22 protein-coding genes are annotated in these 26,602 nt (G+C 39.7%); 18 read left to right on the plus strand and 4 right to left on the minus strand.

Going from position 1 to position 26,602, the window contains the following annotated elements; translation table 11 throughout:
* Positions 1 to 7 precede the first annotated feature (7 nt).
* The 12 genes from R3X26_RS05260 to R3X26_RS05315 all read left to right on the plus strand — a co-directional run bounded on the left by R3X26_RS05260 (position 8) and on the right by R3X26_RS05315 (position 13,175).
* Positions 8 to 1,450 (plus strand): ATP-binding protein, encoded by a 1,443-nt coding sequence (locus R3X26_RS05260; RefSeq protein WP_317716160.1) that lies wholly within the window; start codon positions 8 to 10, stop codon positions 1,448 to 1,450.
* Between the two features lie 253 nt (positions 1,451 to 1,703).
* Complete coding sequence (locus R3X26_RS05265; protein ID WP_317716161.1) at positions 1,704 to 2,522, plus strand: YbhB/YbcL family Raf kinase inhibitor-like protein; 819 nt, start codon at positions 1,704 to 1,706, stop codon at positions 2,520 to 2,522.
* 60 nt (positions 2,523 to 2,582) lie between these two features.
* Positions 2,583 to 3,815: an efflux RND transporter periplasmic adaptor subunit gene (locus R3X26_RS05270; RefSeq protein WP_317716162.1), complete on the plus strand. Its 1,233-nt coding sequence runs from the start codon at positions 2,583 to 2,585 to the stop codon at positions 3,813 to 3,815.
* Between the two features lie 3 nt (positions 3,816 to 3,818).
* The gene (locus R3X26_RS05275; RefSeq protein ID WP_317716163.1) at positions 3,819 to 5,780 is read left to right on the plus strand and encodes a MacB family efflux pump subunit; all 1,962 of its coding nucleotides are present in this window, start codon (positions 3,819 to 3,821) and stop codon (positions 5,778 to 5,780) included.
* 15 nt (positions 5,781 to 5,795) lie between these two features.
* The gene (locus R3X26_RS05280) at positions 5,796 to 7,235 is read left to right on the plus strand and encodes a TolC family protein (protein ID WP_317716164.1); all 1,440 of its coding nucleotides are present in this window, start codon (positions 5,796 to 5,798) and stop codon (positions 7,233 to 7,235) included.
* Between the two features lie 98 nt (positions 7,236 to 7,333).
* Positions 7,334 to 7,552 (plus strand): hypothetical protein, encoded by a 219-nt coding sequence (locus tag R3X26_RS05285; protein WP_317716165.1) that lies wholly within the window; start codon positions 7,334 to 7,336, stop codon positions 7,550 to 7,552.
* A 13-nt stretch (positions 7,553 to 7,565) separates the two neighbouring features.
* Positions 7,566 to 9,326 carry an ABC transporter ATP-binding protein gene (locus R3X26_RS05290; protein WP_317716166.1) on the plus strand — a complete coding sequence of 587 codons (1,761 nt, stop codon included), beginning with the start codon at positions 7,566 to 7,568 and terminating at the stop codon, positions 9,324 to 9,326.
* Positions 9,323 to 11,083: an ABC transporter ATP-binding protein gene (locus R3X26_RS05295; RefSeq protein WP_317716167.1), complete on the plus strand. Its 1,761-nt coding sequence runs from the start codon at positions 9,323 to 9,325 to the stop codon at positions 11,081 to 11,083. Before R3X26_RS05290 ends, R3X26_RS05295 begins: the two co-directional genes overlap by 4 nt.
* Positions 11,083 to 11,589, plus strand: coding sequence for a GNAT family protein (locus R3X26_RS05300; RefSeq protein WP_317716168.1), 507 nt, complete (start codon positions 11,083 to 11,085; stop codon positions 11,587 to 11,589). Before R3X26_RS05295 ends, R3X26_RS05300 begins: the two co-directional genes overlap by 1 nt.
* A complete protein-coding gene (locus tag R3X26_RS05305) occupies positions 11,586 to 12,095 on the plus strand; it encodes a hypothetical protein (RefSeq protein ID WP_317716169.1) in 510 nt (169 codons plus the stop codon). The genes R3X26_RS05300 and R3X26_RS05305 overlap by 4 nt, the downstream gene beginning before the upstream one ends.
* Positions 12,095 to 12,835, plus strand: coding sequence for a hypothetical protein (locus R3X26_RS05310; RefSeq protein ID WP_317716170.1), 741 nt, complete (start codon positions 12,095 to 12,097; stop codon positions 12,833 to 12,835). The genes R3X26_RS05305 and R3X26_RS05310 overlap by 1 nt, the downstream gene beginning before the upstream one ends.
* 1 nt (position 12,836) lies before the next feature.
* A complete protein-coding gene (locus tag R3X26_RS05315) occupies positions 12,837 to 13,175 on the plus strand; it encodes a hypothetical protein (RefSeq protein WP_317716171.1) in 339 nt (112 codons plus the stop codon).
* A 132-nt stretch (positions 13,176 to 13,307) separates the two neighbouring features.
* Here the strand turns inward: R3X26_RS05315 and gcvP are convergent, their stop codons facing one another.
* Together gcvP and gcvH are read right to left on the minus strand one after the other, a co-directional pair.
* Positions 13,308 to 16,169, minus strand: a complete 2,862-nt coding sequence (gcvP, locus tag R3X26_RS05320) for an aminomethyl-transferring glycine dehydrogenase (RefSeq protein WP_317716172.1) — start codon at positions 16,167 to 16,169, stop codon at positions 13,308 to 13,310.
* Positions 16,170 to 16,253: 84 nt separating this feature from the next.
* Positions 16,254 to 16,634, minus strand: a complete 381-nt coding sequence (gene gcvH, locus R3X26_RS05325) for a glycine cleavage system protein GcvH (protein WP_317716173.1) — start codon at positions 16,632 to 16,634, stop codon at positions 16,254 to 16,256.
* Between the two features lie 289 nt (positions 16,635 to 16,923).
* Between gcvH and R3X26_RS05330 the strand changes: the two genes are divergently transcribed.
* The 3 genes from R3X26_RS05330 to R3X26_RS05340 all read left to right on the plus strand — a co-directional run bounded on the left by R3X26_RS05330 (position 16,924) and on the right by R3X26_RS05340 (position 20,204).
* Positions 16,924 to 17,547 (plus strand): XRE family transcriptional regulator, encoded by a 624-nt coding sequence (locus R3X26_RS05330; RefSeq protein ID WP_317716174.1) that lies wholly within the window; start codon positions 16,924 to 16,926, stop codon positions 17,545 to 17,547.
* Between the two features lie 178 nt (positions 17,548 to 17,725).
* Positions 17,726 to 18,841 (plus strand): glycine cleavage system aminomethyltransferase GcvT, encoded by a 1,116-nt coding sequence (gcvT, locus tag R3X26_RS05335; protein WP_317716175.1) that lies wholly within the window; start codon positions 17,726 to 17,728, stop codon positions 18,839 to 18,841.
* Positions 18,842 to 19,211: 370 nt separating this feature from the next.
* Positions 19,212 to 20,204, plus strand: coding sequence for a serine protease (locus R3X26_RS05340; RefSeq protein WP_317716176.1), 993 nt, complete (start codon positions 19,212 to 19,214; stop codon positions 20,202 to 20,204).
* Positions 20,205 to 20,330: 126 nt separating this feature from the next.
* On the opposite strand, the gene R3X26_RS05345 is transcribed toward R3X26_RS05340, so the two are convergent.
* The gene (locus R3X26_RS05345; RefSeq protein WP_317716177.1) at positions 20,331 to 21,701 is read right to left on the minus strand and encodes a YjiH family protein; all 1,371 of its coding nucleotides are present in this window, start codon (positions 21,699 to 21,701) and stop codon (positions 20,331 to 20,333) included.
* A 466-nt stretch (positions 21,702 to 22,167) separates the two neighbouring features.
* Here R3X26_RS05345 and R3X26_RS05350 point away from each other — a divergent pair, with 466 nt between their 5' ends.
* The 3 genes from R3X26_RS05350 to R3X26_RS05360 all read left to right on the plus strand — a co-directional run bounded on the left by R3X26_RS05350 (position 22,168) and on the right by R3X26_RS05360 (position 25,749).
* Complete coding sequence (locus tag R3X26_RS05350; RefSeq protein WP_411572398.1) at positions 22,168 to 23,466, plus strand: peptidoglycan DD-metalloendopeptidase family protein; 1,299 nt, start codon at positions 22,168 to 22,170, stop codon at positions 23,464 to 23,466.
* An 88-nt stretch (positions 23,467 to 23,554) separates the two neighbouring features.
* Positions 23,555 to 23,905, plus strand: a complete 351-nt coding sequence (locus R3X26_RS05355; protein WP_317716179.1) for a hypothetical protein — start codon at positions 23,555 to 23,557, stop codon at positions 23,903 to 23,905.
* A 299-nt stretch (positions 23,906 to 24,204) separates the two neighbouring features.
* On the plus strand, positions 24,205 to 25,749 hold the full coding sequence (locus tag R3X26_RS05360; protein WP_317716180.1) for a PAS domain-containing methyl-accepting chemotaxis protein: 1,545 nt from the start codon (positions 24,205 to 24,207) through the stop codon (positions 25,747 to 25,749).
* A 346-nt stretch (positions 25,750 to 26,095) separates the two neighbouring features.
* On the opposite strand, the gene R3X26_RS05365 is transcribed toward R3X26_RS05360, so the two are convergent.
* Positions 26,096 to 26,380 carry an EF-hand domain-containing protein gene (locus R3X26_RS05365; RefSeq protein WP_317716181.1) on the minus strand — a complete coding sequence of 95 codons (285 nt, stop codon included), beginning with the start codon at positions 26,378 to 26,380 and terminating at the stop codon, positions 26,096 to 26,098.
* Positions 26,381 to 26,602: the final 222 nt, after the last annotated feature.

Consider the following 26,602-nt stretch of genomic DNA (forward strand, 5'->3'; position numbering starts at 1 on the left):
ATAATAAATGTATTTTCGCACTCGTATTTTCTCTATTTCCATTTTAACGGTTTGTGTTGTTCTTGCGGTTATTATCACGCTCGGTTGGTCACGTATAAATAAGGTAGAACTTGAGCATCTCGATTCACGCCTTTGTATGGAAGCCAAACGTATTTTACCCCAGAATCAATCCAATGATAGTGGATTTAACGAAAACAACTTATCAAGCTCCGTACTTACCGGTGAAAAATTAATAAACGATCTAGTGGATAAGCTGCGCGTTGATTTGCCTAGTCAACTGATGATCTATCTGAAATCTGATCGAGAGAATATTCTTACTCAATCGGAAGGGGTTGATGTTGCAAATTTAATTCAGCAGTTTGACCAAACTTATACACCGCCACTTATTAGTGACAGTCAGAATCGTCGTCGCTCAAGTGCATGTCAGCTAATGTTTTTTCAGTATAACAAAACCCAATGGCGAGGCAGCTTTTATAACGTTTCTGATGCGCAAGGTTTTATCGCGGTTGATGTGGCCGCGACTACTAGTGAGCTACAAAGCACCTTAAAATCTGCACTTATTGTGGTTATTCCGTTTTCATTATTGCTTAGTATTTTGGGTGCATGGTTTATCTCTACTAATACAATGCGTCCTATCAATCGGTTACATAAATCGATGCAAATGGTGACACAGAAGGATCTGAGCCATCGTTTACCAGAGCATAAGGAAGACAAAGAGTTCAAAGTACTGATAGATACTTACAACACGATGCTTAATCGTCTGGAACAAAGCTTCCAACAAACCTCGCGTTTCACCGCAGATGCAGCGCACGAGCTTAAAACGCCATTAACCGTTTTAAGAGGCAAATTAGAACAAGCGGTTGTTTGTGATGACACCTCTCAACTTGATTTAAATACGGTTCTAGATGAAGTCGGTCATTTATCCGCCATTACTCGTAAACTACTGCTTTTGTCTCAAGCCGATTCAGGAACAATGGCATTACATATTGAAACGGTAGATTTAACAGATTTATTACAAGAGTTGATTGCTGATTTAGAATTATGGTCTGATGATTTATTGATTGACGAATTTAAGTTGCGATGTGTTATCGAACCAGAACTGATTATAAACGCCGACAGTGTGTTATTGCGCCAACTTTTTAACAACTTATTAGTTAATATGATGCGTTATAGTGTGCACGATAAGGATGTGAGTATCACAGCACATAAAACAGATGCCGGTATTAAGGTTGTGGTCACGAATTATTGTCATTCCATTTCAGTCCAAGTAAGAAGCCAACTGTTCGAACGTTTTTATCGAGGCGAGGCCACTTTTACACAAGGTATATCTGGCAGTGGCTTGGGCTTAAGTTTAGCTCGCGAAATTGCTCGAGCTCATGGCGGAAAGCTAATTCTTGCAGACACCGATAATGATGTGTTTCAGTTACATTTAACTTTACCATATAGTTAACTTTGCCACTTATCCTAGTTTGTGGCAGGTTAATCTCGCTACCTATTAACTTGCTACTTATTAAATAGTTACCTGCAATGGCAATAAAACATCAAAGTCCAATGTCCATATCTATCGACATTTAGTTATAAACGCCGTTAGCGGTACAAATACGAAAGTAAAATGACAGTATTGTCATCCATCTCCGATAAGTAATCGATACACTTAATATCATGCATTAATTGATCATTTACATCGCTCAGGAGATTGGATTTTGAACAAAACTGTTATGTTTTCTCTTGCAATGGTAATTTTGCCTTTTTCGGTTGTTTGTTGGGCAAACTCGACGATAACGCCTTCATTATCCGATAACGCTTCGGCCAATAATACAAGTTTACAGCTTAGCAGTTCGGCATTTATAGATGGTGGTGTTTTGCCGAGTCAATTTACCTGTGAAGGAGAAGGCATTTCTCCACCGTTAAATTGGCATGGTGTACCAGAAGGAACCCAATCATTAGTAGTTATCATGGATCATATTCCAAAACATGGAGTGTTAAGGGAACGAAAACTGCCAGCAGAAAAAGCTGCTCGGCCGAACGAATTGGATCAGCCTAGAGTGCTATCATCTAAATCATCTAAATCACCTAAACCACCTAAGCCAGAAAATGATCGATTACATTGGTATTGGGGAATGGTGAATATTCCGGCAGATGTGCTTTCGGTAGATGCTGGTCAGTTTGTTGGTTTACTTGGTAATAACTCTGTCAACAAATCGAATCAATACGCGCCACCATGTTCCAAAGGGCCGGGAGAGAAAAAATACACTTTTCATCTGTACGCGCTGTCAGATTTTTTAAGTTTTCCTAATCCCAGTATGATTTCTGCTGAAACTATTAGACAGAGTATGCGTGACCTTATCATTGATTCAGACTCATTAACGGTGAGTTTTACTCGTAGTTGTCGAACTCCCGAAAGACCTCAACCAAAGCCTAAAAACACCGAACAAATCGGGACTGTCCCTTTAAAAGAGCTTCAAAATAACGGGACTGTCCCCTTAAAACCGCGGCCAGAAACATTGCCTCCGTGTCAATAAGGTAGAAAAACTTGGTGTTTAAGATTTTTACAGTAATGGAAAACCATTTAAGAGATTTACATGAAAAATAAAACCAGAAATACGCTGATCGTTTTGCTCATTCTTGGTGGAATAGCTGCGACTCTAGGCTATAAGTACATGATGAATAACAAGGTCCAGCGGATCTTTACTACTGACTTTGTTCGGAGTGGCAATATTGAAGATGTGGTTCTAACTAATGGTGTGTTGTACCCATCTAAATTAGTGAGTGTCGGTGCGCAAGTTTCGGGCTTGATCGAAACCATTCCAGTACAGTTGGGTGACAAAATAAAACAGGGTGATCTAATTGCTCAAATTGATAACCTAACCCAGAAAAATGCGCTCAAAGAGGCAAAAGCGTCACTCAAAAGTATAGATGCTCAATATCGAGCCAAACAAGCGCAAATAAAAGGTGCATTAGCAGAATTTAATCGTAAGAAAAAGATGCTAAAAGATGGCGCTACCTCGCAGTCTGATTATGATACTGCTGAAGCGACATTAGCTGTTTATCAAGCTGAGTTGGATCAGTTAAGTGCCGACAAAGAGAAATCGGTTATTAGTGTCGATAATGCAGAACTGGATCTTGGTTATACCACCATTGCATCTCCGATTGATGGAACGGTTGTGTATGTGTCGGTGGAAGAGGGGCAAACGGTAAATACTAACCAAGGAACACCGAGCATAATAGAACTTGCTCAATTAGATGTAATGACAGTTAAAGCACAAGTTTCTGAAGCGGACATTATTCATGTTAAAGCGGGACAAAAAGTGTACTTCTCCATACTTGGTTCTACAGGTAAAAAATATTTTGCGACTTTACGAGCGATCGAACCTGGCCCTACATTACTTGATGGTGATGATAGCGACTTAGTGATAGGGGATGATGAAGCCATTTATTACAACGCGCTATTCGACGTAGATAATACCGATGGATTATTACGGATGGGTATGACCGCTCAAGTATCGATTGTTTTAGATAGTGCTGAGGACGCTTTATTAGTGCCTTCTCAAATTTTAATCCAGAAACCAGGCCGGAAACTGTCATATCAAGTACCAGTTAAGAACGGTGAAAAAGTAGAGTATCGAGATGTTGAAGTGGGCATTAATAATAAAATTTATGCTCAGATTCTATCTGGCTTAAATGAAGGCGAAGAGGTGATCATCGGTGAGTCTTCGGCTAGTGGCACAAATTCTTCTGCTATTTCTCTTGGACTTAGCCAACAAGGTGGCCCTCGCATGGGTAATGGTCGACCGGATATGGGAAGAGGACGATAATGTATGACTGAAGCATTATTAAAAGTAGTCGGTGTAGAGCGTTTCTTTGCTGCGGGTGATCAACAATTAACGGTCCTTAAAGATATTAATTTGGAGATTAATCGAGGGGAAATGATCGCGATTATTGGAACCTCAGGATCCGGTAAATCAACGTTGATGAATATCCTTGGTTGCCTCGATCAAGCGTCCAGTGGAAGCTACTTCATTAATGGGCAAGATACATCGACTATGAGTGCCGATCAATTGGCGAAACTCAGACGGGAATACTTTGGCTTTATATTTCAACGTTATCATCTATTAGGTGATTTAACGGCGTTAGGTAATGTCGAAGTGCCTGCACTTTATGCAAATGATGACAAACCCAGCCGTCAGGTTAAAGCTGAAAAATTGTTAACTCGTTTAGGTTTAAGTGATCGTCTAGATCACAAACCTAGCCAACTCAGTGGTGGTCAACAACAACGTGTCAGTGTTGCAAGAGCGTTAGTCAATGGTGGAGATGTCATTCTTGCCGATGAACCAACGGGCGCATTAGATAGTCGTAGTGGCGAAGAAATGATGAACCTACTGCGAGAGCTGCACAAGGATGGCCATACCATAATTTTAGTCACGCATGACCCTCACGTGGCTGAATTTGCTGATCGAATAATTGAAATTAAAGACGGCGAAATTATTAGTGATAAAAAATCGGCATCAGATGCGATTAAAAAACCACTGACTAACAAGGATCATCAACCAGAGAAAACCAATAAGTCATCGAAGTTAACGGTTAATTGGTCTGGTTATTTTGAGGCATTCAAGATGGCCCTGTTAGCCATGAGCAATCATAGGTTACGCACATTTCTTACCATGCTTGGCATTATTATTGGTATTGCCTCGGTGGTGTCAGTTGTAGCATTGGGTACAGGATCGCAGCAAGCTATTTTAGACAATATCGCGTCGATGGGAACCAATACGATAGAAATTAAACCGGGAACCGGTTTAGGCGATCGTCGCTCAGGACGAGTTCAGTCATTAACAGCAGATGATGCGATTGCACTGAAAACCTTGCCATTTGTCGATAGCGTAACGCCTACCGTAAGAGCCAACGTCGCTATTCGTTATTCTAGCGAAACGGTAACTGGCTCAGTACAAGGAGTAGGAACAGAGTATTTCCGAGTTAGAGGTTATTCTCTAGCGCAAGGACAATATTTTGATGATGATAGTGTCCAAGCCTTAGAGCAAGTTGCCATTATTGATCAAAATACCAAAGAAGAGTTGTTTGCGGATAGTGAAGCGTTAGGACAAGTCATTTTTCTTGGTCGTCTTCCTGTGCGTGTGATTGGGGTTACGGCGTCGATTGACAATGTAACGGGCAGCAGTGATGAATTGAATGTTTGGTTACCTTATACCACTGTTTCAGGTCGAATATTTCGGCAGAACTATGTGAGTGATATTACCGTCAGGGTGGTTGACGATGTTTCCAGTGATGCAGCAGAGCAAGGAATAATCAATTTGCTAACTATGCGCCATGGAGTGGTGGACTTTTTCACTATAAACACCGATACAGTGAGAAAAAGTATTGAGCAAACTTCGTCAGCTATGACATTACTGATCTCTTCTATTGCCTTTATTTCATTAGTCGTTGGTGGTATTGGGGTAATGAATATCATGCTAGTTTCTGTGACAGAGCGAACTCGAGAAATCGGCATTCGTATGGCGGTAGGCGCAAGGCAAATTGATATTATGCGTCAGTTCTTAATTGAAGCAGTATTAGTTTGCTTTTTGGGCGGAAGTTTAGGTATTGGTTTGGCTTACTTGTTGGGAGTGATTTTTGCCTATACCAGCAGTGATTTTAATATGGTTTATACCAGTTCTTCGGTAATTACTGCTTTTGCTTGTTCGACATTGATCGGTATTATTTTTGGTTATCTACCAGCGCGCAATGCAGCAAGACTTAATCCGGTTGATGCACTTTCTAGAGATTAGTGTGAGGAATATAAAATGAATAAAAAATTGCGTTACGCTATCTCATTAGCACTTTGCTCTGCTTGGCTAAGTGGTTGTAGTTCAATGCGTAGTGAATATGAATCTCCGCAGCTAGACATTCCTACTCATTGGACTGGTCAATCTGAGCTGAGTGATATGCCACAATCGTCATTTCAAGAGTTGTCCGGTGAAGGGACAGACCCATTAGCTAATGATATTACACAACATAAATGGTGGATGTTATTTGAAGATGAGCAGTTAAATAAATTAGTTGACCAAGTTCTAGCATCTAACAGCGAACTTGCATTGGCGACGCTTACCCTTAAAAAAGCACGTTTAGCAGCCGGATTAAGTGAAAACAACAAAATACCGAGTCTTGGATTTTCTCATAGCAGCTCATCGGAATATGATTTAGAAGAAAATAATACTGACACGAGCTTTAGCAGCAGCTTATCTTTAAGTTATGAACTTGATCTTTGGGGGAGAGTGGAGGCTGCAGCCGATGTAGACCAATGGTTAGCACAAGCAAGTTATCAAGATAGGGAAAGCACGGCACAAAGCTTGGTTGTAACCGCGGCCACACTGTATTGGAAGTTAGGTTATCTTAATCAAATGATTTCGCTAACGGAACAAAATATTAGCGGGACCGAACGTGTCGCTAAGGTTACGCAACTTAAATATGCTAGCGGTGGTACGACTCGTCTTGAAGTACTAGAATCAACTCAATCACTGTTCAATCAAAAAGTTCAGTTAAGCCAATTGCAGCAAGAGCTATTAGAAACGCAAAATGCGCTTGCAATATTAATCAATCAACCGTTACAAGACGTCGCGTTAACAATCGACCAATTGTCGTCTAAGTTTGTACCAGAGATAGAAGCGGGTGTCCCTTCGGACGTCTTACTGCGAAGACCTGATATTAAGGCATCGTTGTATTCGCTAAAATCCTCACTTGCTAACCAAGATGCGGTTTCAGCGAGCTATTTGCCTCAGGTATCCCTGACCGGTTCTCTAGGTACCTCATCAAGTTATTTATTAGGAATACTGCAAAATCCAGTAGCGACATTAGGCAGCGGTATTTCATTACCATTCCTTGAATGGAACGAGATGAAACTAAATAAAAACATATCTGAAATCGACTATGAAATGGCGGTGATCAATTATCGCGATACGATTTACCAAGCCTTTGAGGAAGTCGATAATTTACTAGCGATAAAAGCAAGTTACCGTTACCAAGGTGAGGTATATCAAGAACAATATTTCAATGCTAAAGAAATAGAGGCGATCTACTCTAGCAGATATCAATATGGTGCGAGTGATATGATTGATTGGATTAACGCCATGGAATCGAGACGTAGTATAGAATCCACTCTATTGGAAAACCAATTTAATCAACTGGTCACACAAATTAAGCTTTACCAATCACTTGGAGGAGCAGAAATTATAACGAAAGGTTGATGATTTATATTCATATGGCTGCTTTTGGCTAAATACACAATGCGATCTTAATTTGAAAAGTGTACACTAATCAAATTGAGAGAAAATGTGGATTTATTTTGAAAAAGTTTTCTGATGGCCGAGAGCGCTGTTGTAATAGAGGTGGTTCTAGACCGGGCTGTGGTCGTAAACCGGGCGTAAAAACACGCCCGGTACGATTACCCGAATGGTTGTTAGACGAGTTAGAACAAATTGATGATCCACGGCAGTGTATTGTGCAAGCCTGCATTGAGCATTTTGACCTCGAACACCTAACAAACAACAAACAGCAGCCATAAAAGAATATATCGCATGACCAAACGAGAATTTATCCTTCATTTTTTATATATGAATCGCAAGTCGTATTCGTTGGCGATTATTTTTATATTTTTAGTGAACTGGCTCCAAGTTGAAATTCCCCGTTACATACAACTGGCCATAGATTTAATAAATAACGCATCAGAAGCTGATTATCATCAGTTAGAGAACTATGTTCTAATTGTCGTGGTTATGGCTATCGCCATGATTGTTACTCGTATTTTTTCCCGCATTTATGCTCTCAATCCAGGTCGGATTACAGAAGCGGACTTAAAAAATACGCTGTTGAAAAAAATGAATAGGTTGCCTAATAGTTTTCATCAGCAGTTCGCTTCAGGAAAAATCATCTCTATCATGAACAATGACCTAAGCGGTGTGCGTTTATTGTTTGGTGCTGGCTTCTTGCAGTTCTTTAATGCTTTTTTAGCATTATCTTTAACTCCGTTATGGATGTGGCGTATTTCACCGGAACTAATGTTGTATTCTTTGGTTCCCATAGTCGCGGCATTTATTGTTTTTCGCATTGGTTTTAAGCGAATGAAAAAATTGCATATGGAACATATGCAGCGATTACAAAATTTCTCAGCACAATTAATGAGCTACTTGTCTGGTATTGATCTAATTAAAAATCAGCAAATGTCGCCTTGGGTCAAAGCAGAAGTAGAGAAACTTAATCAACAGTTACTAAACTGTAGGATGAAGATTACTCGTATTCAGGTGTTTTATATACCTATTCTAGATTACGCCAATAACTTGATGAAAATTCTTATTCTTGGACTTGGCGGTCATATGTTAATGAGTGAACAATTAACTCTTGGTGAAATCACCGCTTTTCTTACTTATTCGGTTTTACTCGCGATGCCATTGATGCAATTGGGGCGAATAGCGACGATTTATCAGCGTGGCATGGTCAGTATCGACAGTATACAGACTATCTTAAATGCGGAAATTCCGCTGCAAGATACGGTTACGCTATCAGATGTTGACGTGGAGCAACTACAAGGTAAAACGGTCTCTGTCAGGAACTTAAGTTTTGCCTATCAAGGTGAACAACGATTAGCTTTGGATAACATCAGTTTTGATATTCCTGCGGGCAAAAAATTAGGGGTGTTAGGTGGTATAGGGTCGGGCAAAACCACCTTGGTGAATTGTCTGAATCATCATTTGAATGTTCCGAAAAATTCGATCTTTTTGGATGGCAAGGATGTTACCACTTTCGCTCGACGCGATCTTCGCCGTTATATTAAGACAGTGACGCAAGATCCATACTTATTTTCTGCATCGATCCAAGACAATATTCGATTTGGTAGTCAGGAAAACCATATAAATAACAAACAAATTAATGAAGCCCTGGCCTTGAGTCAGTTGGCTAGCGATGTTTCCCGTTTTGAAAATGGTGAACAAACTCTGGTGGGTGAAAAAGGCATTATGTTGTCTGGCGGACAGAAACAGCGTTTGAGTATAGCGCGGGCGCTACTTCAGCCTGCCGATTTAATCATCATGGATAATGTCCTCTCGGCAGTTGACTACGATACCGAACGTAAAATTTTGCATGGTGTGTTTGATAAATTGATTCACCAATCGGTTTTAGTTGTGTCTCATCGAGTTAATGCGCTTGAGTATATGGATGAGATTATTGTGCTAGCAGAAGGTAAGATTATTGCCAAAGGCGATCATCATAGCTTACTTAAATCATGCCCTTATTATTATCAAACATGGCAGTTACAACAAAATGATATCGAGGCACAAGCATGATGAAAGGCACAGATATTCAATATCTAAAGCACTTCTTAAAGTACGCTAAAAAATACCAACGTTCCGCATGGCTTGGTATTGCGATGTTGCCGTTATCTATTATCACTAATCTGTTGTTTCCGTGGTTGATTATTCAAGTGATAGATGAGCATTTGGCGCATAGAAATTTGGATGGATTATTGCTGCATATTTTCTATCTGGTTTTGGTGCTGATAGCCAATTATATTGTCGATACCACTTATGCGTACAATTTGCGTAAGACGGGACAATATACCATTACCGATATACGTTCGGTGCTTTTTGATCGAGTGTTAAAACTGCCAAGACAGTATTTCGATAATAAGCCCACAGGTGTAACACTTTCTCGTTTAACCAGTGATCTAGAAACCATTGGCGAATCTTTTATCCAATCGATAGTTGGCTTGGTAAAAGATTCGTTGAATACCATCGCTTTGTTAGTAATGATGTGTGTTATCGACTGGAAGCTGACCCTGATAGTATTGGTTGTTATGCCGCCAGTAATGTACTTAACTGTTCACGTTCGTAACCGATTGCGAGCAATGCACCAGATCACTCGTTCGGTTTTAGCGCGCAGTACAGGGTTTCTTCAAGAAGCATTACTCGGGGTTAAAACGGTGCAGTTCTATCGTGCCGAAAACGAAGTTGAGCAAAAATATCAAGGTTATACCAACGAGTTTTTGCAAGCTCAGATGAAAGCAAATAAATATGATGCCATCTTATTTGCTTTCATTTCTGGCGCTACCTCTATCACTATGGCATTAATGATGTGGTATGGTTTTGGCTTAGTTATTGAAGGTGCGCTAACTGTTGGGGTTTTAATCGCATTTATTAATACCTTAGAAAAGGTCTTTGTACCGATTCGAGATTTCACATCTCAAATTGCTTCTATTCAAAGCTCATTCGCAGCCTTTGATCATATTGAAGAACTGTTCACTGAACCGTTAGAGGAGCAGGGACGAGATCTACTCCCTAGTGAACAAGTTAAACCATCGTTGGATGAGTTTGTTAGCCTTGAATTTAAGCAAGTGAGTTTTCGTTACAACGACCATTCTCCGTACGTACTAAAAGAGGTTTCTTTTGTATTAAAAAGAGGTCAGCAGATCGCTTTAGTTGGTTCAACGGGTTCTGGAAAGTCGACTATTTTACGTTTGATTGCCAAAACATACCAAGATTATCAAGGACAGATACTGTTAAACGGAATTGAGCTTTCTCAAATTGCAATAGAAGATGTAATGCATCTTTTTTCATTAATGATGCAAGACGTATATTTGTTTGAAGAAACGGTGCAATTTAATATTGGTTTAGGTAAACAACAGATATCGCGTCAGGATGTAGAGCAGGCAGCCAAGTACGTTTATGCGGACCGTTTTATTGAGCAATTACCGGGTGGATATGATTTTTGTTTGGATAAAAATGGCTCCAACCTTTCTGTTGGCCAAACTCAGTTAATTTCATTTGCTCGGGCGGTGGCACAAGGTGGACAAGTTATAATGTTAGATGAAGCCACCAGCTCAGTTGATTCAGTAACAGAAGATCTAATTCAGAGTGCAATGCAGCGTCTCTTTAAAGAAAAGACCGTGATCGCTATTGCGCACCGTTTGAGCACCATTCGTCATTCAGATACTATTTTGGTATTGGATAAAGGCAAAATAGTAGAACGAGGAAACCACCAACAATTGATGACACAAAACGGGCTTTATGCTGGGTTGTTAACTGAAGAAAAGTTGGATGAGTAATGCAAACGATTGAGGCCAAAACAATGAAAACGGACTTGATTCCATTTGAATCAGAGCATTTTCATTTATTGCTAAAGTGGATTGATTCTGATGCCCTGAATTATCTATGGGGTGGACCACAATTCAAATACCCACTTACCGAAAAACAGTTACATCAGCACTATAGTCAAGAGCAAGCTCTACCTTTTCTATTTGTGGTACAGGATAAACCGGTGGGCTTTATCGAGCTATATAAAATGTCATCATCTCAATATCGAATATGTCGCGTGTTTATACATCCAGAACACCAAGCAAAAGGCTATTCAATTATTATGCTAAAGTTAGTAATGAAGATGGCAATAAATCGATATAAGTTGAACGTTTTCACTCTTAGTGTATTTGCTCATAATAAAGCGGCGATTGCTTGTTATAAAAAACTTGGCTTCGAACAACAAGAGTTAATTAAAGGGTCGAGGTTTTTTAACGGACAGGCGTGGGATCTAATTAAAATGGTAAAGAATGTATGAGAAATTTAGCCGTTATTTTATGGTATTTTGTTAGCATCAGTTTTGCAGTGACTAGTCTGGGTGTTCATGCAAATACAGAAAAAGTACAGCATAATGGTTTGGGGGGCATTGTTTTTGGTCAACCGTTAAAGAGCGCTTCTGTAGAATTTAAACCATATGGACAGCAAGTAGAAGGTTGTCAATATGTGACAACTAATGCTTATCCTAGCATTAGCGTCATGGTAGTGGATGAGATTATTGTGCGTTTGGATAGCTCAGATATCCAATTAATTAAATCGGACAGTCCTTTTTATGGTTTATCAAAGGGTACGATGACTCTCTCTTCTTTTAAGCGACTGTATCCAGAAATTGAAGTCGCTCTACATGAATATGAAAATGGCGTGTACCTACGCTGGTACAATCAAGACGAATCTAAAGCAATAGTGGTTGACTATATCGGCGGGAAAATAGAACGGATAAAGGCTGGGATAGTGCCTGATGTATTATTTGTTGAAGGGTGTGCATAATGATATTACGTAGAGTACAGCACCGACTAATCATAGCGTTGAGCCTAATTTCAATGATAACCGCCTGTATTCCCATCATACGTACCGAATACATCTCACCTAACTGGCAAGGTACGCTGGTTGATCGAGAAACTGGTAAACCATTAATCGATGTTGAAATTCAGGATTTATATACCTTAAAAAAAGTTAAGACAGACCAAAATGGTTACTTTCAGCTTCCTGCTGAGACGAGTGAATTTAGTTTTAAATTACCAGTCGCCAATATGATGGGAATTTATCAAATTGAAGTGAGTCTGCCACAGTACACCCTGCACTTCACGGGAACTCGTAGAAGCAGTATTACAACACCATCAGATTTCAATTTAGGTATTGTTCCTATTGCACTGTCTAAAAATACTACGCCATTTTTTCTAGCAAACGATCAGGTAATGATTGAATTACCAGAATATTTTATTGAAACCTGTGGTGAGCCTCTTAAAGATGCAATACGTTTAACCAACGTAGCACGTTTATACAAACAACGAGCAACTAGCAACGTCGAGTTAGGTGAATTTCCCTCTGAGCAGCAAGACATTGAACGCAGTTACTATTGGGCGGGTCAAAGTTGGCAAGAAGTGAGCAAGGTCTGTTTTAGAGAAAATTATGAGCAAGTTTTGGCTTTCAGAGAATTTAGCGACCTTTTCTATCAAGAAGCAGAACCTTATTTGATCGAAAGAATAATTGACTTCGGTGACGAATAATATGCTTGCACGTGTTTGGCCATTAATAGTCAGGTCATTAATAGTCATAACAGTGGTTTTATTAAATGGCTGTTATTCACCCTCTAAGGTTGGTGGTACATGTCACTATGTTCAGCTAGCAGATATTGCCAAACTAACAGACATACAGCAATCAACGGCTTTATTAGTTAGTGAAAGTGAACAATACCAAGTTGAATTGGCGTTATTTACATCGCCACCAGTACTAGATGCCAACTATCGTATTACATTGAATAAGATCACCCAAGGCACCTGTACTCCAATACTGATTGAAACTGTTGAGCCTATAGCAAATATTGATAGTCACAGATCTAAAGATTAGCAGTTAACTTATCAGCAACCTATCAGAGCGGGTAACTGAAAAAATATAGGCTTGTTAAAAAATAAAAGCGAACTATGGAGTTCGCTTTTATGATTTTATTTGCTGTACGTAATATCGTTACGTCATCAGGAATTATTCATACTCACTAATGCTAGGGCAAGAGCAGACCAAATTACGATCACCAAACACGTTGTCGACACGGTTTACCGTTGGCCAATATTTAGAGGCTTTGGTTTGTTTGGTCGGGAAACAGGCGATTTCGCGTGAGTAAGGTCGGTCCCATTGATCAGCTGATAGGTCAACTTGAGTATGAGGCGCATTTACTAATGGGTTGTTATCTAGTGGCCACTTCCCATTTTTAACTTGATTCATCTCTTCACGAATGGCGATCATTGCGTCACAGAACCTATCCAATTCTTGCAAATCTTCTGACTCTGTCGGTTCAATCATTAGCGTGCCTGCGACGGGGAATGACATCGTTGGTGCATGGAAACCGTAATCCATTAAACGTTTTGAGATGTCTTCTTCACTAATACCTGTCGCCTCTTTTAGAGGACGAATATCAATAATACATTCGTGCGCAACACGCTCATTACTGCCGCGATAAAGAACAGGATAGTGCGGAGCCAAGCGTTCCATCACATAGTTTGCGTTCAAAATAGCCACTTTTGTTGCTTGAGTTAGACCCTGTTCGCCCATCATTGCAATATACGCCCAAGATATAGGCAAAATAGAAGCACTACCCATATCAGCAGCCGATACTGCAAAGTCATCACCTTCTAGGCCACCTTCAATATGTCCTGGAAGAAATGGTGCTAAATGCGATTTAACGCCAATAGGTCCTATACCAGGGCCACCACCACCGTGCGGAATACAGAACGTTTTATGTAGGTTCAAGTGTGATACATCCGAACCGATAAAGCCCGGTGTGGTTAAGCCCACTTGAGCATTCATGTTAGCACCATCAAGGTAAACTTGCCCGCCAGCGTCATGTACCATGTCGCAAACTAATTGTACCTGTTCTTCGTACACGCCATGAGTGGAAGGGTAAGTGATCATAATGCTAGACAGATTATCGCGATGTTTTTCAATTTTTTCAGCTAGATCTTGAATATCAATATTACCAGCTTCGTCGCACTTAACCACAACCACTTTCATAGAAACCATAGAGGCAGTGGCAGGGTTGGTTCCGTGCGCTGAGCTTGGGATAAGACAGACGTTACGGTGTGCATCGCCACGGCTTTGGTGATAACGTTGGATAGCGATTAATCCAGTATATTCGCCAGATGCACCGGAGTTAGGTTGGAGGGAAAACTCATCGTAACCAGTAATCTCACACAACATGGTTTTAAGCGATTCAGCCAGTTTACTGTACCCCTTAGTTTGCTCTTTAGGCGCAAATGGATGCAGTGAACCAAATTCTGGCCAAGTAACAGGAATCATCTCAGCAACTGCGTTGAGTTTCATGGTACAACTGCCCAATGGGATCATGCCATGGGTCAAGGAGAAATCTTTGTTTTCGAGTTGTTTGAGGTAACGCATCATTTGCGTTTCGCTATGGTATGTATTGAATACCGGATGGGTCAGAAAACTCGATTCACGACGACACGCTTCTGAAATCGCACCAAATTCATCCTCTGCAATTGAACCAGAAATCGCATTCACATCTTGTTTAATATCGAAGATAGCAAATAAATCGTTAATATCTTGAGTCGTTGTTGTTTCATCAAAGCTAACACCTAACTTGCTATCAAACTTACGTAAGTTGATGCCCATAGAAAGTGCTTGGTTATACAGCACGTCGGTTTTATCACCTGTTTCGATAGTAACGGTATCGAAAAAGCTCTGATTGCTAAGTTTGTAACCGACACTTTTTAAGCCTGATGCAAGAATAGCCGTTAGGTGATGAGTGCGGCGCGCGATGGTTTTTAGCCCTTCACTACCATGGAATACGGCGTAGAAAGAGGCCATATTGGCCAATAATGCTTGAGCGGTACAAATATTAGACGTCGCTTTTTCACGGCGAATATGTTGTTCACGAGTTTGCATTGCCATGCGCAATGCTTGATTGCCTTTTGAATCAATAGAAACACCAATAACTCGTCCAGGCATAGTTCGTTTATGCTTATCTTTGGTTGCCATAAACGCGGCATGAGGACCACCGTAACCCATTGGCACACCAAAGCGCTGTGCACTACCGATAACAACATCGGCGCCCATTTCACCAGCAGGCTTAATCAGGGTAGAGGCCAATAGATCAGTTGCAACAGTAACCAGTGTTTTATTGGCTTGTGCGGCTGAGATAACATCAGTTAAGTCAATGACTTCCCCAGTAGTCGAAGGGTATTGTAGTAGAGCACCAAATGCATCTTGCTCGGCAAGTGAATCAATTGAGCCTATTACCACGTCAAAACCAATAAACGCAGCACGAGTTTTTACCACTTCTATGGTTTGTGGGTGAACGTCATCTGCCACAAAGAAGGTTTTACTTTTGTTTTTTCCCGCTCGTTTACATAAGGTCATTGCTTCGCCAGCAGCGGTTGCTTCATCAAGTAATGATGCATTAGCAATTTCCATTGCAGTTAAATCCATCACCATTTGCTGATAATTTAACAAGGCTTCTAAACGACCTTGTGAAATTTCTGGTTGGTAAGGGGTATAAGCCGTATACCAACCTGGGTTTTCAAGTACATTACGTAAAATAACATTAGGTACAAAGGTGTTGTAATAGCCTTGGCCGATAAAGGTACGTTTAACCTGATTAAGTTGCGCGATCTGTTTTAGTTCAACCAACATATCAGATTCACTCATTGGCGCATCAAGTGACAAAGGGTTAGGCAAACGAATACTTTGTGGAACGGTTTGATCGATTAGCTGCTCTAGGCTGTCTAAACCCATTGTTTGCAGCATTTTTTGCTGATCAACGCTATTCGGACCGTTGTGGCGAGAAACGAATTCGTTTTGTGTGCTTAGCTTTTGAAGTAGTTGTGTCATTTCCTTTGTACCTTATGAAAAAGCTGCCCATGGCTGACAGCTTTTTGTTAAATTTTGCCTAATTACTTTATCTATACTTGCAAATTACTCGTCTTCAATACTGCTTAGGTATTCTTCAGCGTCGGTTAGCGCATCTAATTCTGCAGTATCAGACATCTTAATTTTTGCAATCCAACCGCCTTCATACGGTTCTTCGTTAATCAGTTCTGGGCTATCTTCCAGCTCTTCGTTTACTTCAACGATTTCACCAGTTATTGGAGTATAAATATCAGAAGCTGCTTTAACTGATTCTACTAAAGAAAAACTTTCACCCGCTTCAACTTCACTTTCAATTTCTGGTAAGTCAACGAAAACCACATCACCGAGCATTTGTTGTGCGTGGTCTGAGATACCAATAGTCACAGTACCGTCACCATTGTCTTTAACCCATTCATGGCTTTCTGTAAACTTGAGGGTGTTGTCCATTTCTTTGTCTCCAAATATGTTTGTGTCGATAATTATAAAACTGGTCTATACAAAATGTTGTCATTTATGACTGAGAATTTGATTGAAACGCAACCGTTTGCTTCGCTTGTGGCTATTGCGCTTGCATAGCCGTAACATAACCATTGTTTTTACAATAATCAATTAAAATTTCCAATAGGAAACATAATTTCGTATTGTTAGATAAATGGCCGTTAAAATTTGGCCATTTCCTTATTCGTAAGCGTCATGTAACAATAACGCAGCATATTAACCAGAGTATGAAGAAAAGATGTCAATAGAAAACTTAGATGAGTACCCGTCTATCAAGCTAGAAAAGCAAGGTGAGAAAGAGACAATCGAGCCATTAAAGCTGGGACAGAAGATCAAAGATATCCGTTCCAACTTAGGCATTACACTTGAAGAAGCCAGCCAGCGCACTGGTTTGGCGCGTTCTACTCTGTCTAAAATTGAAAACGAACAAATTTCTCCGACTTTTCAAGCAATGCAAAAGCTTGCATCTGGATTGCAAATTGATATGCCGCAACTGTTTGAGCCGCCAAAATCGAGCATGGCGACGGGGCGTAGAGATCTGACTAAACAAGGGCAAGGCAAACCTCACCCAACACCCACTTATGAACATGAGCTGTTAGCGACTCAGCTTACTCATAAAAAAATGATGCCGTTTAAAAGTAGAATTCGAACCAGAGAAATTACGGATTTTGCTGATTGGGTTAGACATGATGGTGAAGAATTTTTACTTATTCTAGAAGGCGAAGTGACGTTATTTACTGAATATTACGAACCTATAAACCTCAAGCAAGGTGATAGTGCTTATTATGATGCGAATATGGGCCATATGTTGACGTCGGTGAGTGAGGAAGACGCGTTAATCCTTTGGGTTACGGCAAAGTAAGCGGTGTAATGTTGCTCTGTAGGCTCGTTTTATTTGCGTGAGAGATGAAATTAACAGGTGATAAATCTGAAACAATCTGCTATTAATGCCCCATATAGTAAATAATGTTTATTATTGGAAACAGCTCGGTTTGTGACCATTTACCAATCTAACGATTAAAATCTTTATGGAGAAAGAAATGTCCGATTTACATAAGACCCCGCTATATGAATTGCATATTGAAGCGGGCGCGAAGATGGTTCCTTTTGCTGGCTATGAAATGCCAGTTCAGTATCCACTTGGTGTAAAAAAAGAACATTTACATACTCGAGCATCAGCGGGTCTTTTTGATGTTTCTCATATGGGACAACTCCGTTTAAAAGGTAATGATCGAGCTAAGGTGCTTGAATCATTAGTTCCTGTAGACATTATTGATCTACCTGCTGGAAAACAGCGTTATGCCTTTTTTACTAATGAGCAAGGCGGTATTTTAGATGACTTGATGGTGACTAATTTTTCTGATCATCTATTTGTGGTAGTTAATGCCGCATGCAAAGAACAAGATATTGCGCATCTACAAGCTCATTTGACCGATGAGGTTGAGTTAGAACTAATTGAAGATCGAGCACTCTTAGCCTTGCAAGGGCCGAAAGCCGCGCAAATTTTGGCATCTATTGAACCTTCTGTTGCTGATATGGTTTTTATGGATGCTAAAATAGTGCAATTAAATGGCGTTGAGTGCTATGTAAGCCGCTCGGGTTATACCGGCGAAGATGGCTACGAAATTTCGGTACCTGCGGATAAAGCTCCAGCTTTAGCGACACAATTGACCGAGATGGACGGTGTAGAGTGGATCGGATTGGGAGCACGTGATTCTTTGCGTCTAGAATGTGGTTTATGTCTATACGGGCATGATTTAGATACAACAACAACGCCTGTAGAAGCGAGTCTGCTTTGGGGTATTAGTAAATGTCGTCGCCAAGATGGTGAAAGGGCCGGTGGTTTTCCTGGTGCCAATATTATTCTTCAACAGATCGCAACCAAAGATGTACAGCGTAAACGTGTTGGTTTGGTTGGTCAAACCAAAGCACCTGTGCGTGAAGGTTGTAAACTGTTTGACGCGCAAGACAATGAAATTGGTATTGTAACCAGTGGCACAGCAGGTCCGAGTGCCGGAATGCCCGTATCTATGGGGTATGTACATATAGACTACACTGCTGTAGATACAGAAATTTTTGCTGAAGTTCGTGGTAAGAAGCTGCCGATGATGGTGAGTAAAATGCCATTTGTTGCGCAAAGTTATTACAGAGGCTAGTAGTAATATTATTCGTGTTATATTGGCAGAATGTAACCGCTATTGGTTACATTCTGTCGCTATAAATTTTGCAACGAGTAAACTGCATTTTCCCATTTTTCCCGCAAAAAGCCGTTTTAGCATGATATCACTATTCTCATCTTCTGCTTTTTAAGCTAGTGTCAATGTTGGTGCTGCTTATGTAAGATACAACACACGATAAGCTCTTTCTGTTTTATCTTAACAAAAGCGTAATATAGTCAATTAATTGTCTTTTATTCAATCACACTAGGCAGCAAAGTTTCTTAAACAAATATTAAGCCTACAAAGAATACTGGGGCGACACGTAATACTAGGCCTACAGGAACAATTGGTCTAAAAGGTAACGAAAATGCTTAAAAAATTATTTGTGAGTGCTTGGTTTATATTTGGTTCATTAATGGTAGGTGCAACTGACATTGCCACTTACATTGTTAATGGTACTAATACGTCAACGTCTAGCTATCCATCGTACGCACGCCTTTACTACAACGAATTTGGCAATTTTGGTTATTGTGGTGGAACGTTTATCGATGCTACGCATGTATTAACCGCGGCACACTGTGTTGACTTGAACGATGAGGATATATCTGAAGTAAATCTATTATTTACTGTTGCAGTTCCGAATTTAGATGATGAAGATGATATATCTAATGCGCAGTTACATTATATTGCCAAGTTTTATGTCCATGAAGAGTATGACTCTAATTATCTGATCAATGATATTGCTATTTTAAAGTTAGAGTCAGCAGTTAACATTGGTTCGTATGCAGAAATACTCGATGAGAGTAGTTATCGAAGTGATGGAGCTAATCAAACATTCGTTGCTGTTGGTCATGGCAATACTGAGACGAATGAAGACGCGACGACTGTGTTACAACAAGCAAAGCTAGACTATTTGGATAACTCTGCTTGTAATGATTATTATGGTTATGTCGGCGCACCGGATACGCAATTGTGTATGTCGGGTGCGATCAGTAATGGATTAAGAAAGGCTACCTGTAATGGCGATTCCGGCGGCCCGCTTTATTGGACCGATAGCAGTAATAATCGTCAGGTTGGCATAACGAGTTATGGGCCTGCCGATGGATGCGGCAATACTTCTGTAGTCGCTACTTCAGTTTTTACAGAGGTAGCAGATTACGCAACGTGGATCGCCAATGTACAAACAGGTTTGGTTGAACCTACTTACATAACCAGTGAAAGTGATAGAGAATATTATCGGCAATACGGTTTTGAAAACGCTACAGAAGACAGAAGTAAAACCAGTGGTGGTAGCGTTCCTTTTTGGTTTAGCATAGGTTTAGTGGTTTTGGCTGCTGGACGAATGAGAGCGAAAAAATAAGCCAATAAATAGATCACTAGCCTTGTTATTGCCACTAAATATAAAAAACCGCCTAATTTATTGTTCGGCGGTTTTTTTATATGTTAAGTCTCTATTTTTATTTATCTATCGAACTCTTTTTTTAGTTTAAAACACCATGTGAGCCACAGCAGCTATAACAGGCAGAGTAATCAGGGTTCTCAAAATAAAGATAAAGAAAAGCTCAACAAAATTTACTGGAATACGGCTTCCTAACAATAGAGCTCCGACTTCAGACATATAAATCAGCTGTGTAACCGACATTGCTGCGATAACAAATCGAGTGATTTCACTATCAACAGAAGAAATAATAATTGCTGGTAAAAACATATCAGCAAAACCGACCATCATTGTTTCCGATGCGGCCGTCGCTTCCGGAATAGCAAGTAGTTCAAGATAAGGAACAAAAGGCGCACCTAGAATTGAAAACAAAGAAGTGTACTCAGCAACAATCAGCGCCAATGTACCCAGCCCCATAACAACTGGTAGTACACCAAACACCATATCAACAGCATTTTCGAGTCCGTCGTACACGACTTTTCGAATGCTCTTAACTTGTGCCGCTTTATTAAGCGCTAATTCCATACCCCACGAAAAGGCGTTGTGATTATCTGGAACAAGGTCAATATCTTCTTTTGGCGCGCTGCCATCCACATAAAGATCGTGTTTATTTCTTAGTGGTGGTAGGCGAGGGATAATGATTGCTGCTACGATACCAGCAAGACATATAGAGCCGTAAAATGGTAAAAAATAGGCTTCTAGTTTGACTTGAGCCAATACAACTAAACTGAAAGTAATTGATACCGCCGAAAATGTAGTTCCGACAACCGCCGCTTCTCGTTGGGTATAAAACTTACTTTCGTATTGCTTGCTGGTGAGTAAAATACCGACACTGCCATCGCCTAACCAAGATGCTATACAGTCAATTGCGCTTCTTCCCGGTAAATTGAAAATAGGGCGCATAATTTTACTTAGCAACGTTCCGACTAATTCCAATAGCCCAAAATTAAGTAAGAGGGGTAGAAGCATGCCCGCAAAAATAAAGACTGAAAATAAGGTAGGTAACAATCCTTCTAATACTAATCCTCCAGTATTTTCTTCCCATATCGCTTTTGGTCCTAAATGGAAGTAAGTCATTATAACGGCGACTCCACCTATAACACGAACAATTAACCAAAGTAATGATGGTGTTAATAAACGGTCTAAGAAAGCGATATTTCGAATAAACGCCGGTTTAACTATACGGTAACATAGAGTGGCAATAGCCATTAAGGCAATAATTGCCGTCACTAAAGGAATAATCGAATCGCCTAGTAATACTGATAATCCTTTTGCAAGTATTGCAACGGGGATAGTTATGTCACCCTGATAGCTGATCGGCGCCATAAATAAAAATAGACCGATTAACGAGGGAATGATAAAAATCCAAAAAGGTTTTTCTCTAGGTTCAAGCAAGGTGGCTTGTTCATTTTTTGGCATCTGATTTCTCTAAATATCGAGTATAAGCCACACTTGTCCATGGCATAGTTATTCACTAAATATCCGTATTTAGTCAGTGGGCGCTAGGTTATCGTGTGTTATTGCTGATTGCAATAGTATTCACTAATTTTAGGGAGTTATTCAGCCGTGATAACCTATTTTTAAGATCCAATTGGAGGGTTGTATCGAAATAATGTTAAACGCCGCTATAACAGAAAATGATTAAGTAATTCGTACTCATAAAAATAGTTAATCAGTTTATCGCTAAATGCTATTGTTATAATGTAACAATTGTCATAATGTTGACGTTTGAGCAATGGTGGTTAAGTAGAACCTGCGTTAATATAGATAACCTTTATCGTTGATCTATCTGCATAGGTGTTTAGCTCAACCGTGTCAGTTAATTCATATTTATCAAGTAATGACAGTTGGATTTATTGTGTTTAGAAAATTTCTTTTCCCCTTTATGTATCTCTTTTCTAGTGATGTTGCGTTAAAAAATAAGTTGTTCGCGGTTATTTTTCCTTTATTCACGATGGTTGTGATTATTAACACTGTTCCTCATGCGCACTCAACTGAACGCAAATTTGTTCCTTTCGAATTAAAAGAAATGCCAAGTTACGAACAGAAAGCCAAACAAGTCGATCCGCTAGGTGTCGACTCTCCACCGCAATTTAGTTATATCATTAATCAAGGGGATAACCTCAGTTCTATATTCGAACAGCTTGGCTTTCCTTATAGCGATTTATTAAAAGTAATGGAAACCGACCTTAATTATTTGATGCTAGATACATTGCGTCCGGGCAATCAATTAATGTTTTGGGGAACAGAGGATGGTCAACATTTAGACAAGATGGTGCTGCAGTTTAATATAGCAGACAAGGTTATTTATACACGTCATGCCGATGGTAGTTTTCAGTTCAAAGATATATCCATACCGGGTGAATGGAAACTAGAGGCTATTGTGGGAGAAATACACGGTAGTTTTTCTCAATCTGCCAATAAATCAGGTGTTGGTAGCTATGAAATAGAGCAGATCAATACGTTGTTAAAAGAGAAAATTAATTTCTCCCGAGATCTACAAGCGGGTGATCTGTTTGAAATAGTACAAAGCAAACAGTACATAGGCTCAAATGCTACTGGTAAGAAAGAAGTACAAGCTATCCGTATTCATAATAAAGGCCGAATGATTACTGCATTTTTGCATACGGATGGGCAGTATTACGATAAAGATGGTAACAGCTTACAAAGAGCGTTTCAAAAATACCCTACCGGTTCTAGGTATAGAATTTCCTCATCTTTTAATCCAAATCGTAAGCATCCAGTAACAGGGCGTATTTCACCACACAATGGTACCGACTTTGCAACACCAATCGGAACGCCAGTTTATTCTACAGGTGATGGTAAAGTTATTTTAACTCGAAACCATCCATACGCGGGTAAATATATTGTTATTCAGCACGGTAACTCATATAAGACTCGTTACTTACATCTGAGTAAAATTTTGGTTAAGAAAGGACAGTCGATATCAAGAGGGCAACGAATAGCTTTATCTGGTAACACAGGGCGATCTACCGGTCCTCATTTACATTATGAGTTTATTATTCGTAATAGGCCAGTCAATGCTATGACGGCCAATATCCCTATGGCGAGTTCTGTTCCTAACAAAGAAATGAATGCGTTTAAAGCGAAAGTAGCAAAGTACGATAAAATGTTTGGTGAGCAACTATTAGCAAATAATACGTCAGACGACAGTAATTTATAACAGAGTACATTTGTGTAAAGTAACCTTGTTTTGCAAAGCTCCAAGATGAGGTCACTTTATTATGTGATTTAAACAATGAGAGAAAATAATGCTACAACAAGAATTTGAAAACGTAGTTAAGCAATTAAGTCAGTTAGAGAGTTTACCTCAAGTATTAGAGCAACTGACAAAAACTGATGATCAAGAAATCGCCAATGCTGCTCAGTCACTGAAAGGCCAGTTTGCATTAGCAGAAGTCGAGGGAGAGAAACGGATCTATCATGTTACTTTGCAACCGAATAGCGAAGGTGAGCAAGAAGAATTTGTCGAACATGTCATGAATGAAGGCGACGAAGTTATTCACTTTATTGCTTGGTTTTTTTATGTAATGTTCGAAGTAAAACATAAAGAGACTTTTCAAGCAGCAGGAAAAACGTACAAGCAGCCAAAACGAAGCTAATCGATTTCTTTTGAGTATATACCTTGCCAATATTAACCATCGGGATTAGGCGTATCAGGGCGTTGCTACATCCATAGTAAATGCTGTTACTGAGCTTTATGTTAGCAATAAGTGATGGCATTTTATGTTGGTAACACCGTGAAACCTGAGAGCGCAGAGAGTTTGCTTTTTTGTATATATCAATTTCATATATACAATTGATTTAAATATAATTTATATCAATAATTATTCATGTTGACTCAGGTAAAATCTTTCATATAGGACTATTTATCACCAAGACAGATAACTGAGAAAATTTTATGCTAGATCAACGAGTTAAATACTCAGATAAAGACAATTTAATATCGACGACAACAGCTGATAGCCATATAACTTATTGTAATGACGCATTTTGTCGGGTTTCCAACTACGATGAAGAAGAGTTATTAGGTAACCCTCATAATGTTATTCGGCATGTGGATATGCCTAAAGCGGCATTTGGTCAATTGTGGCAATACCTCCAGTCAGGAAAAAGCTGGATGGGATTGGTCAAAAATAGATGTAAGGACTCGGGGCATTATTGGGTGTCAGCATTCGTTACACCGATATTAGACGATAAAGGAGAAATTTTTGAATATCAATCAGTTAGGAGTCAGCCATCAGAGGCGCAACTAGAACGGGCCGAAACTCTGTATTCACACATGAACAATGGTTCCCAATCGCTTAGACGAATATGTTGGTCTAACATTAGCCTGTGTTTGATTTTACTCTTACTCTGCACGCTGTGCGCTCAATTGTTTGATATTATTACTGAATCTACCTCACTCTGCATACTTATCCCACTCATTATTTGTTTATTTCTGACTTCACTCCGTTTAAAAGCTCGAATAGATAAGGTTAATAATCTTGCAACAAGTAATTATGATAATCAGCTAATGGAGCGACCATATACAGGCTACTGTGATGACTTTTCTAGAATTGAGTTGTCAATGATCATGAAGAAAGCCGAATTGCGAGCGGTTACCGCCCGAGCAAGCGAGACATCGGACGAATTGGTTCAGTCCGCAGTTGAAGAAGAAAAAACAAGTCAGTTGATTAATGATGAGTTAGTGGAACAAGGTATTGCTACCGAAGCGATGGGACAATCTGCCATAGAGTTGCTTCATTCCATCGACCAGGTTGCGAAACAAGCGAAGCAAAGCGCCGAGTTTGCGCATTTAGCGCAAAATGAAGCAGAAATCGGTAATATCACAATAGGAGAAGCTGTAAGTAGTGTTAACTTACTTTGCGAGCGGTTAGCTGATTCAAAACAGTCTATAGCCCAGTTATATAAAGATGTTAATGGTATTGAAGTTATATTAGAAATTATTGAAAGCATTGCCGAACAAACAAATCTACTCGCGCTTAATGCTGCAATCGAAGCCGCTCGTGCAGGCGAGCATGGACGAGGCTTTGCCGTTGTCGCTGACGAAGTCCGTGCCTTGTCAGGTAAAACTCGTGCTTCTGTGGAAGAAATTAAAGCGAAAATAGAAATGCTGCAATCAACAGTGCAGCAAACTGGGCAATTGATGGAAGAAGGGATAACGGCTTCAGAGGTGAGTGTTGAGAAGTCTGAAAATAGTCAACAGGCTTTCCAAGCGATTGTTGAAGACTTAGCTGCTATTGATAGGCAAAGTACGGAAACGTCCAAGATAATCACGGAACAAGTCAAAGTAACTCAAGGTACAACGGAACATGTGACTAGAATGAAGGCCGCAATTAATAGAACGAAGCAGTTGTCGTCATATTCTGTTGCCCGAACCACAGAGCTAGTAACGAGCTTAAATAGTTTGCAAAGATTAGTTAAACAGTTTAGTCAAAGTTAGCATAACTATACTGTATTAACCGAATGGTGCTCAGTGAGTTAAAAGCTTGACGAAAAAATACATTAATTAGCACTGAAATTAAATGTTAGCTAAATCGCTAGATAAGTAAGCACACAAGTTAATGGTTGCTCCAGTAATAGATAACAATTAGCTGAATATAATTTATCGTTATGAAAGTAGCAGCATCAATGACCGTAAACGTAAATAGAGCAGCCTATATGCTGCTCTATTGTTAAATTTCATTTTGAAATACTGTAGTAACTAGGCGATAAACCGTTACTATTCAAAAAAGATCGTTACTTTCTAAACCTATGTAGTAACTCGGTAGCGGCGGCATGGTCGCCAATTATTGAGGTCTTGAAGTTTGCCCTGGAGGAGCTGGCAACTCATCTTGGCTTAAATAACCATCACCATTACTATCAAATTTATCAAAATCTTGAGCAAGCGGGCCTTTAAGTTCATCAAGGCTTAGTTGTCCGTCACCATTTGCGTCCATATCTTCAAATTTAGGTGGTGGCATACGATCTTGAGATGGCTGCTCGGTACTTGCATATGCAAAGAGAGTGGTGATTCCAATACAGCAGGCTGCGAAGACCGCAATAGTTGTTTTAACTGGGGGGATTATTTGCATATCTTAACTCACTAATTCTATAAATAACATTACGAAAAAAGACACAAAAAAAACCGCCTAAAGTTCCTTATAATTAGGGAAAGGTTGCCTTTAGGCGGAAAAACGCAAATGAGTGTCTATCTAAGTAGAGAGATTGTTTTCTCTACTTGCTAGTTAAGATAAAGCCTAAAAAAGGAGTAAATATGGAGAAAAGTGAGAGAATGTGTTTTTTTAATCTGATTG

The organism is Vibrio sp. TH_r3, from assembly GCF_033101115.1.
Taxonomy (GTDB): domain Bacteria; phylum Pseudomonadota; class Gammaproteobacteria; order Enterobacterales; family Vibrionaceae; genus Vibrio.

Bases quoted from the DNA above. Each gene is read 5' to 3' on its own strand.
- R3X26_RS05340 (WP_317716176.1), top strand. From the start codon at position 19,212: ATGCTTAAAAAATTATTTGTGAGTGCTTGGTTTATATTTGGTTCATTA.
- R3X26_RS05270 (WP_317716162.1), top strand. From the start codon at position 2,583: ATGAAAAATAAAACCAGAAATACGCTGATCGTTTTGCTCATTCTTGGT.
- R3X26_RS05275 (WP_317716163.1), top strand. From the start codon at position 3,819: ATGACTGAAGCATTATTAAAAGTAGTCGGTGTAGAGCGTTTCTTTGCT.
- R3X26_RS05310 (WP_317716170.1), top strand. From the start codon at position 12,095: ATGATATTACGTAGAGTACAGCACCGACTAATCATAGCGTTGAGCCTA.
- R3X26_RS05345 (WP_317716177.1), bottom strand. From the start codon at position 21,701: ATGCCAAAAAATGAACAAGCCACCTTGCTTGAACCTAGAGAAAAACCT.
- R3X26_RS05300 (WP_317716168.1), top strand. From the start codon at position 11,083: ATGCAAACGATTGAGGCCAAAACAATGAAAACGGACTTGATTCCATTT.
- R3X26_RS05355 (WP_317716179.1), top strand. From the start codon at position 23,555: ATGCTACAACAAGAATTTGAAAACGTAGTTAAGCAATTAAGTCAGTTA.
- R3X26_RS05260 (WP_317716160.1), top strand. From the start codon at position 8: ATGTATTTTCGCACTCGTATTTTCTCTATTTCCATTTTAACGGTTTGT.
- gcvT (WP_317716175.1), top strand. From the start codon at position 17,726: ATGTCCGATTTACATAAGACCCCGCTATATGAATTGCATATTGAAGCG.
- R3X26_RS05350 (WP_411572398.1), top strand. From the start codon at position 22,168: ATGTATCTCTTTTCTAGTGATGTTGCGTTAAAAAATAAGTTGTTCGCG.
- R3X26_RS05315 (WP_317716171.1), top strand. From the start codon at position 12,837: ATGCTTGCACGTGTTTGGCCATTAATAGTCAGGTCATTAATAGTCATA.
- R3X26_RS05295 (WP_317716167.1), top strand. From the start codon at position 9,323: ATGATGAAAGGCACAGATATTCAATATCTAAAGCACTTCTTAAAGTAC.
- R3X26_RS05280 (WP_317716164.1), top strand. From the start codon at position 5,796: ATGAATAAAAAATTGCGTTACGCTATCTCATTAGCACTTTGCTCTGCT.
- R3X26_RS05360 (WP_317716180.1), top strand. From the start codon at position 24,205: ATGCTAGATCAACGAGTTAAATACTCAGATAAAGACAATTTAATATCG.
- R3X26_RS05365 (WP_317716181.1), bottom strand. From the start codon at position 26,380: ATGCAAATAATCCCCCCAGTTAAAACAACTATTGCGGTCTTCGCAGCC.
- gcvH (WP_317716173.1), bottom strand. From the start codon at position 16,634: ATGGACAACACCCTCAAGTTTACAGAAAGCCATGAATGGGTTAAAGAC.
- R3X26_RS05330 (WP_317716174.1), top strand. From the start codon at position 16,924: ATGTCAATAGAAAACTTAGATGAGTACCCGTCTATCAAGCTAGAAAAG.
- R3X26_RS05305 (WP_317716169.1), top strand. From the start codon at position 11,586: ATGAGAAATTTAGCCGTTATTTTATGGTATTTTGTTAGCATCAGTTTT.
- R3X26_RS05290 (WP_317716166.1), top strand. From the start codon at position 7,566: ATGACCAAACGAGAATTTATCCTTCATTTTTTATATATGAATCGCAAG.
- gcvP (WP_317716172.1), bottom strand. From the start codon at position 16,169: ATGACACAACTACTTCAAAAGCTAAGCACACAAAACGAATTCGTTTCT.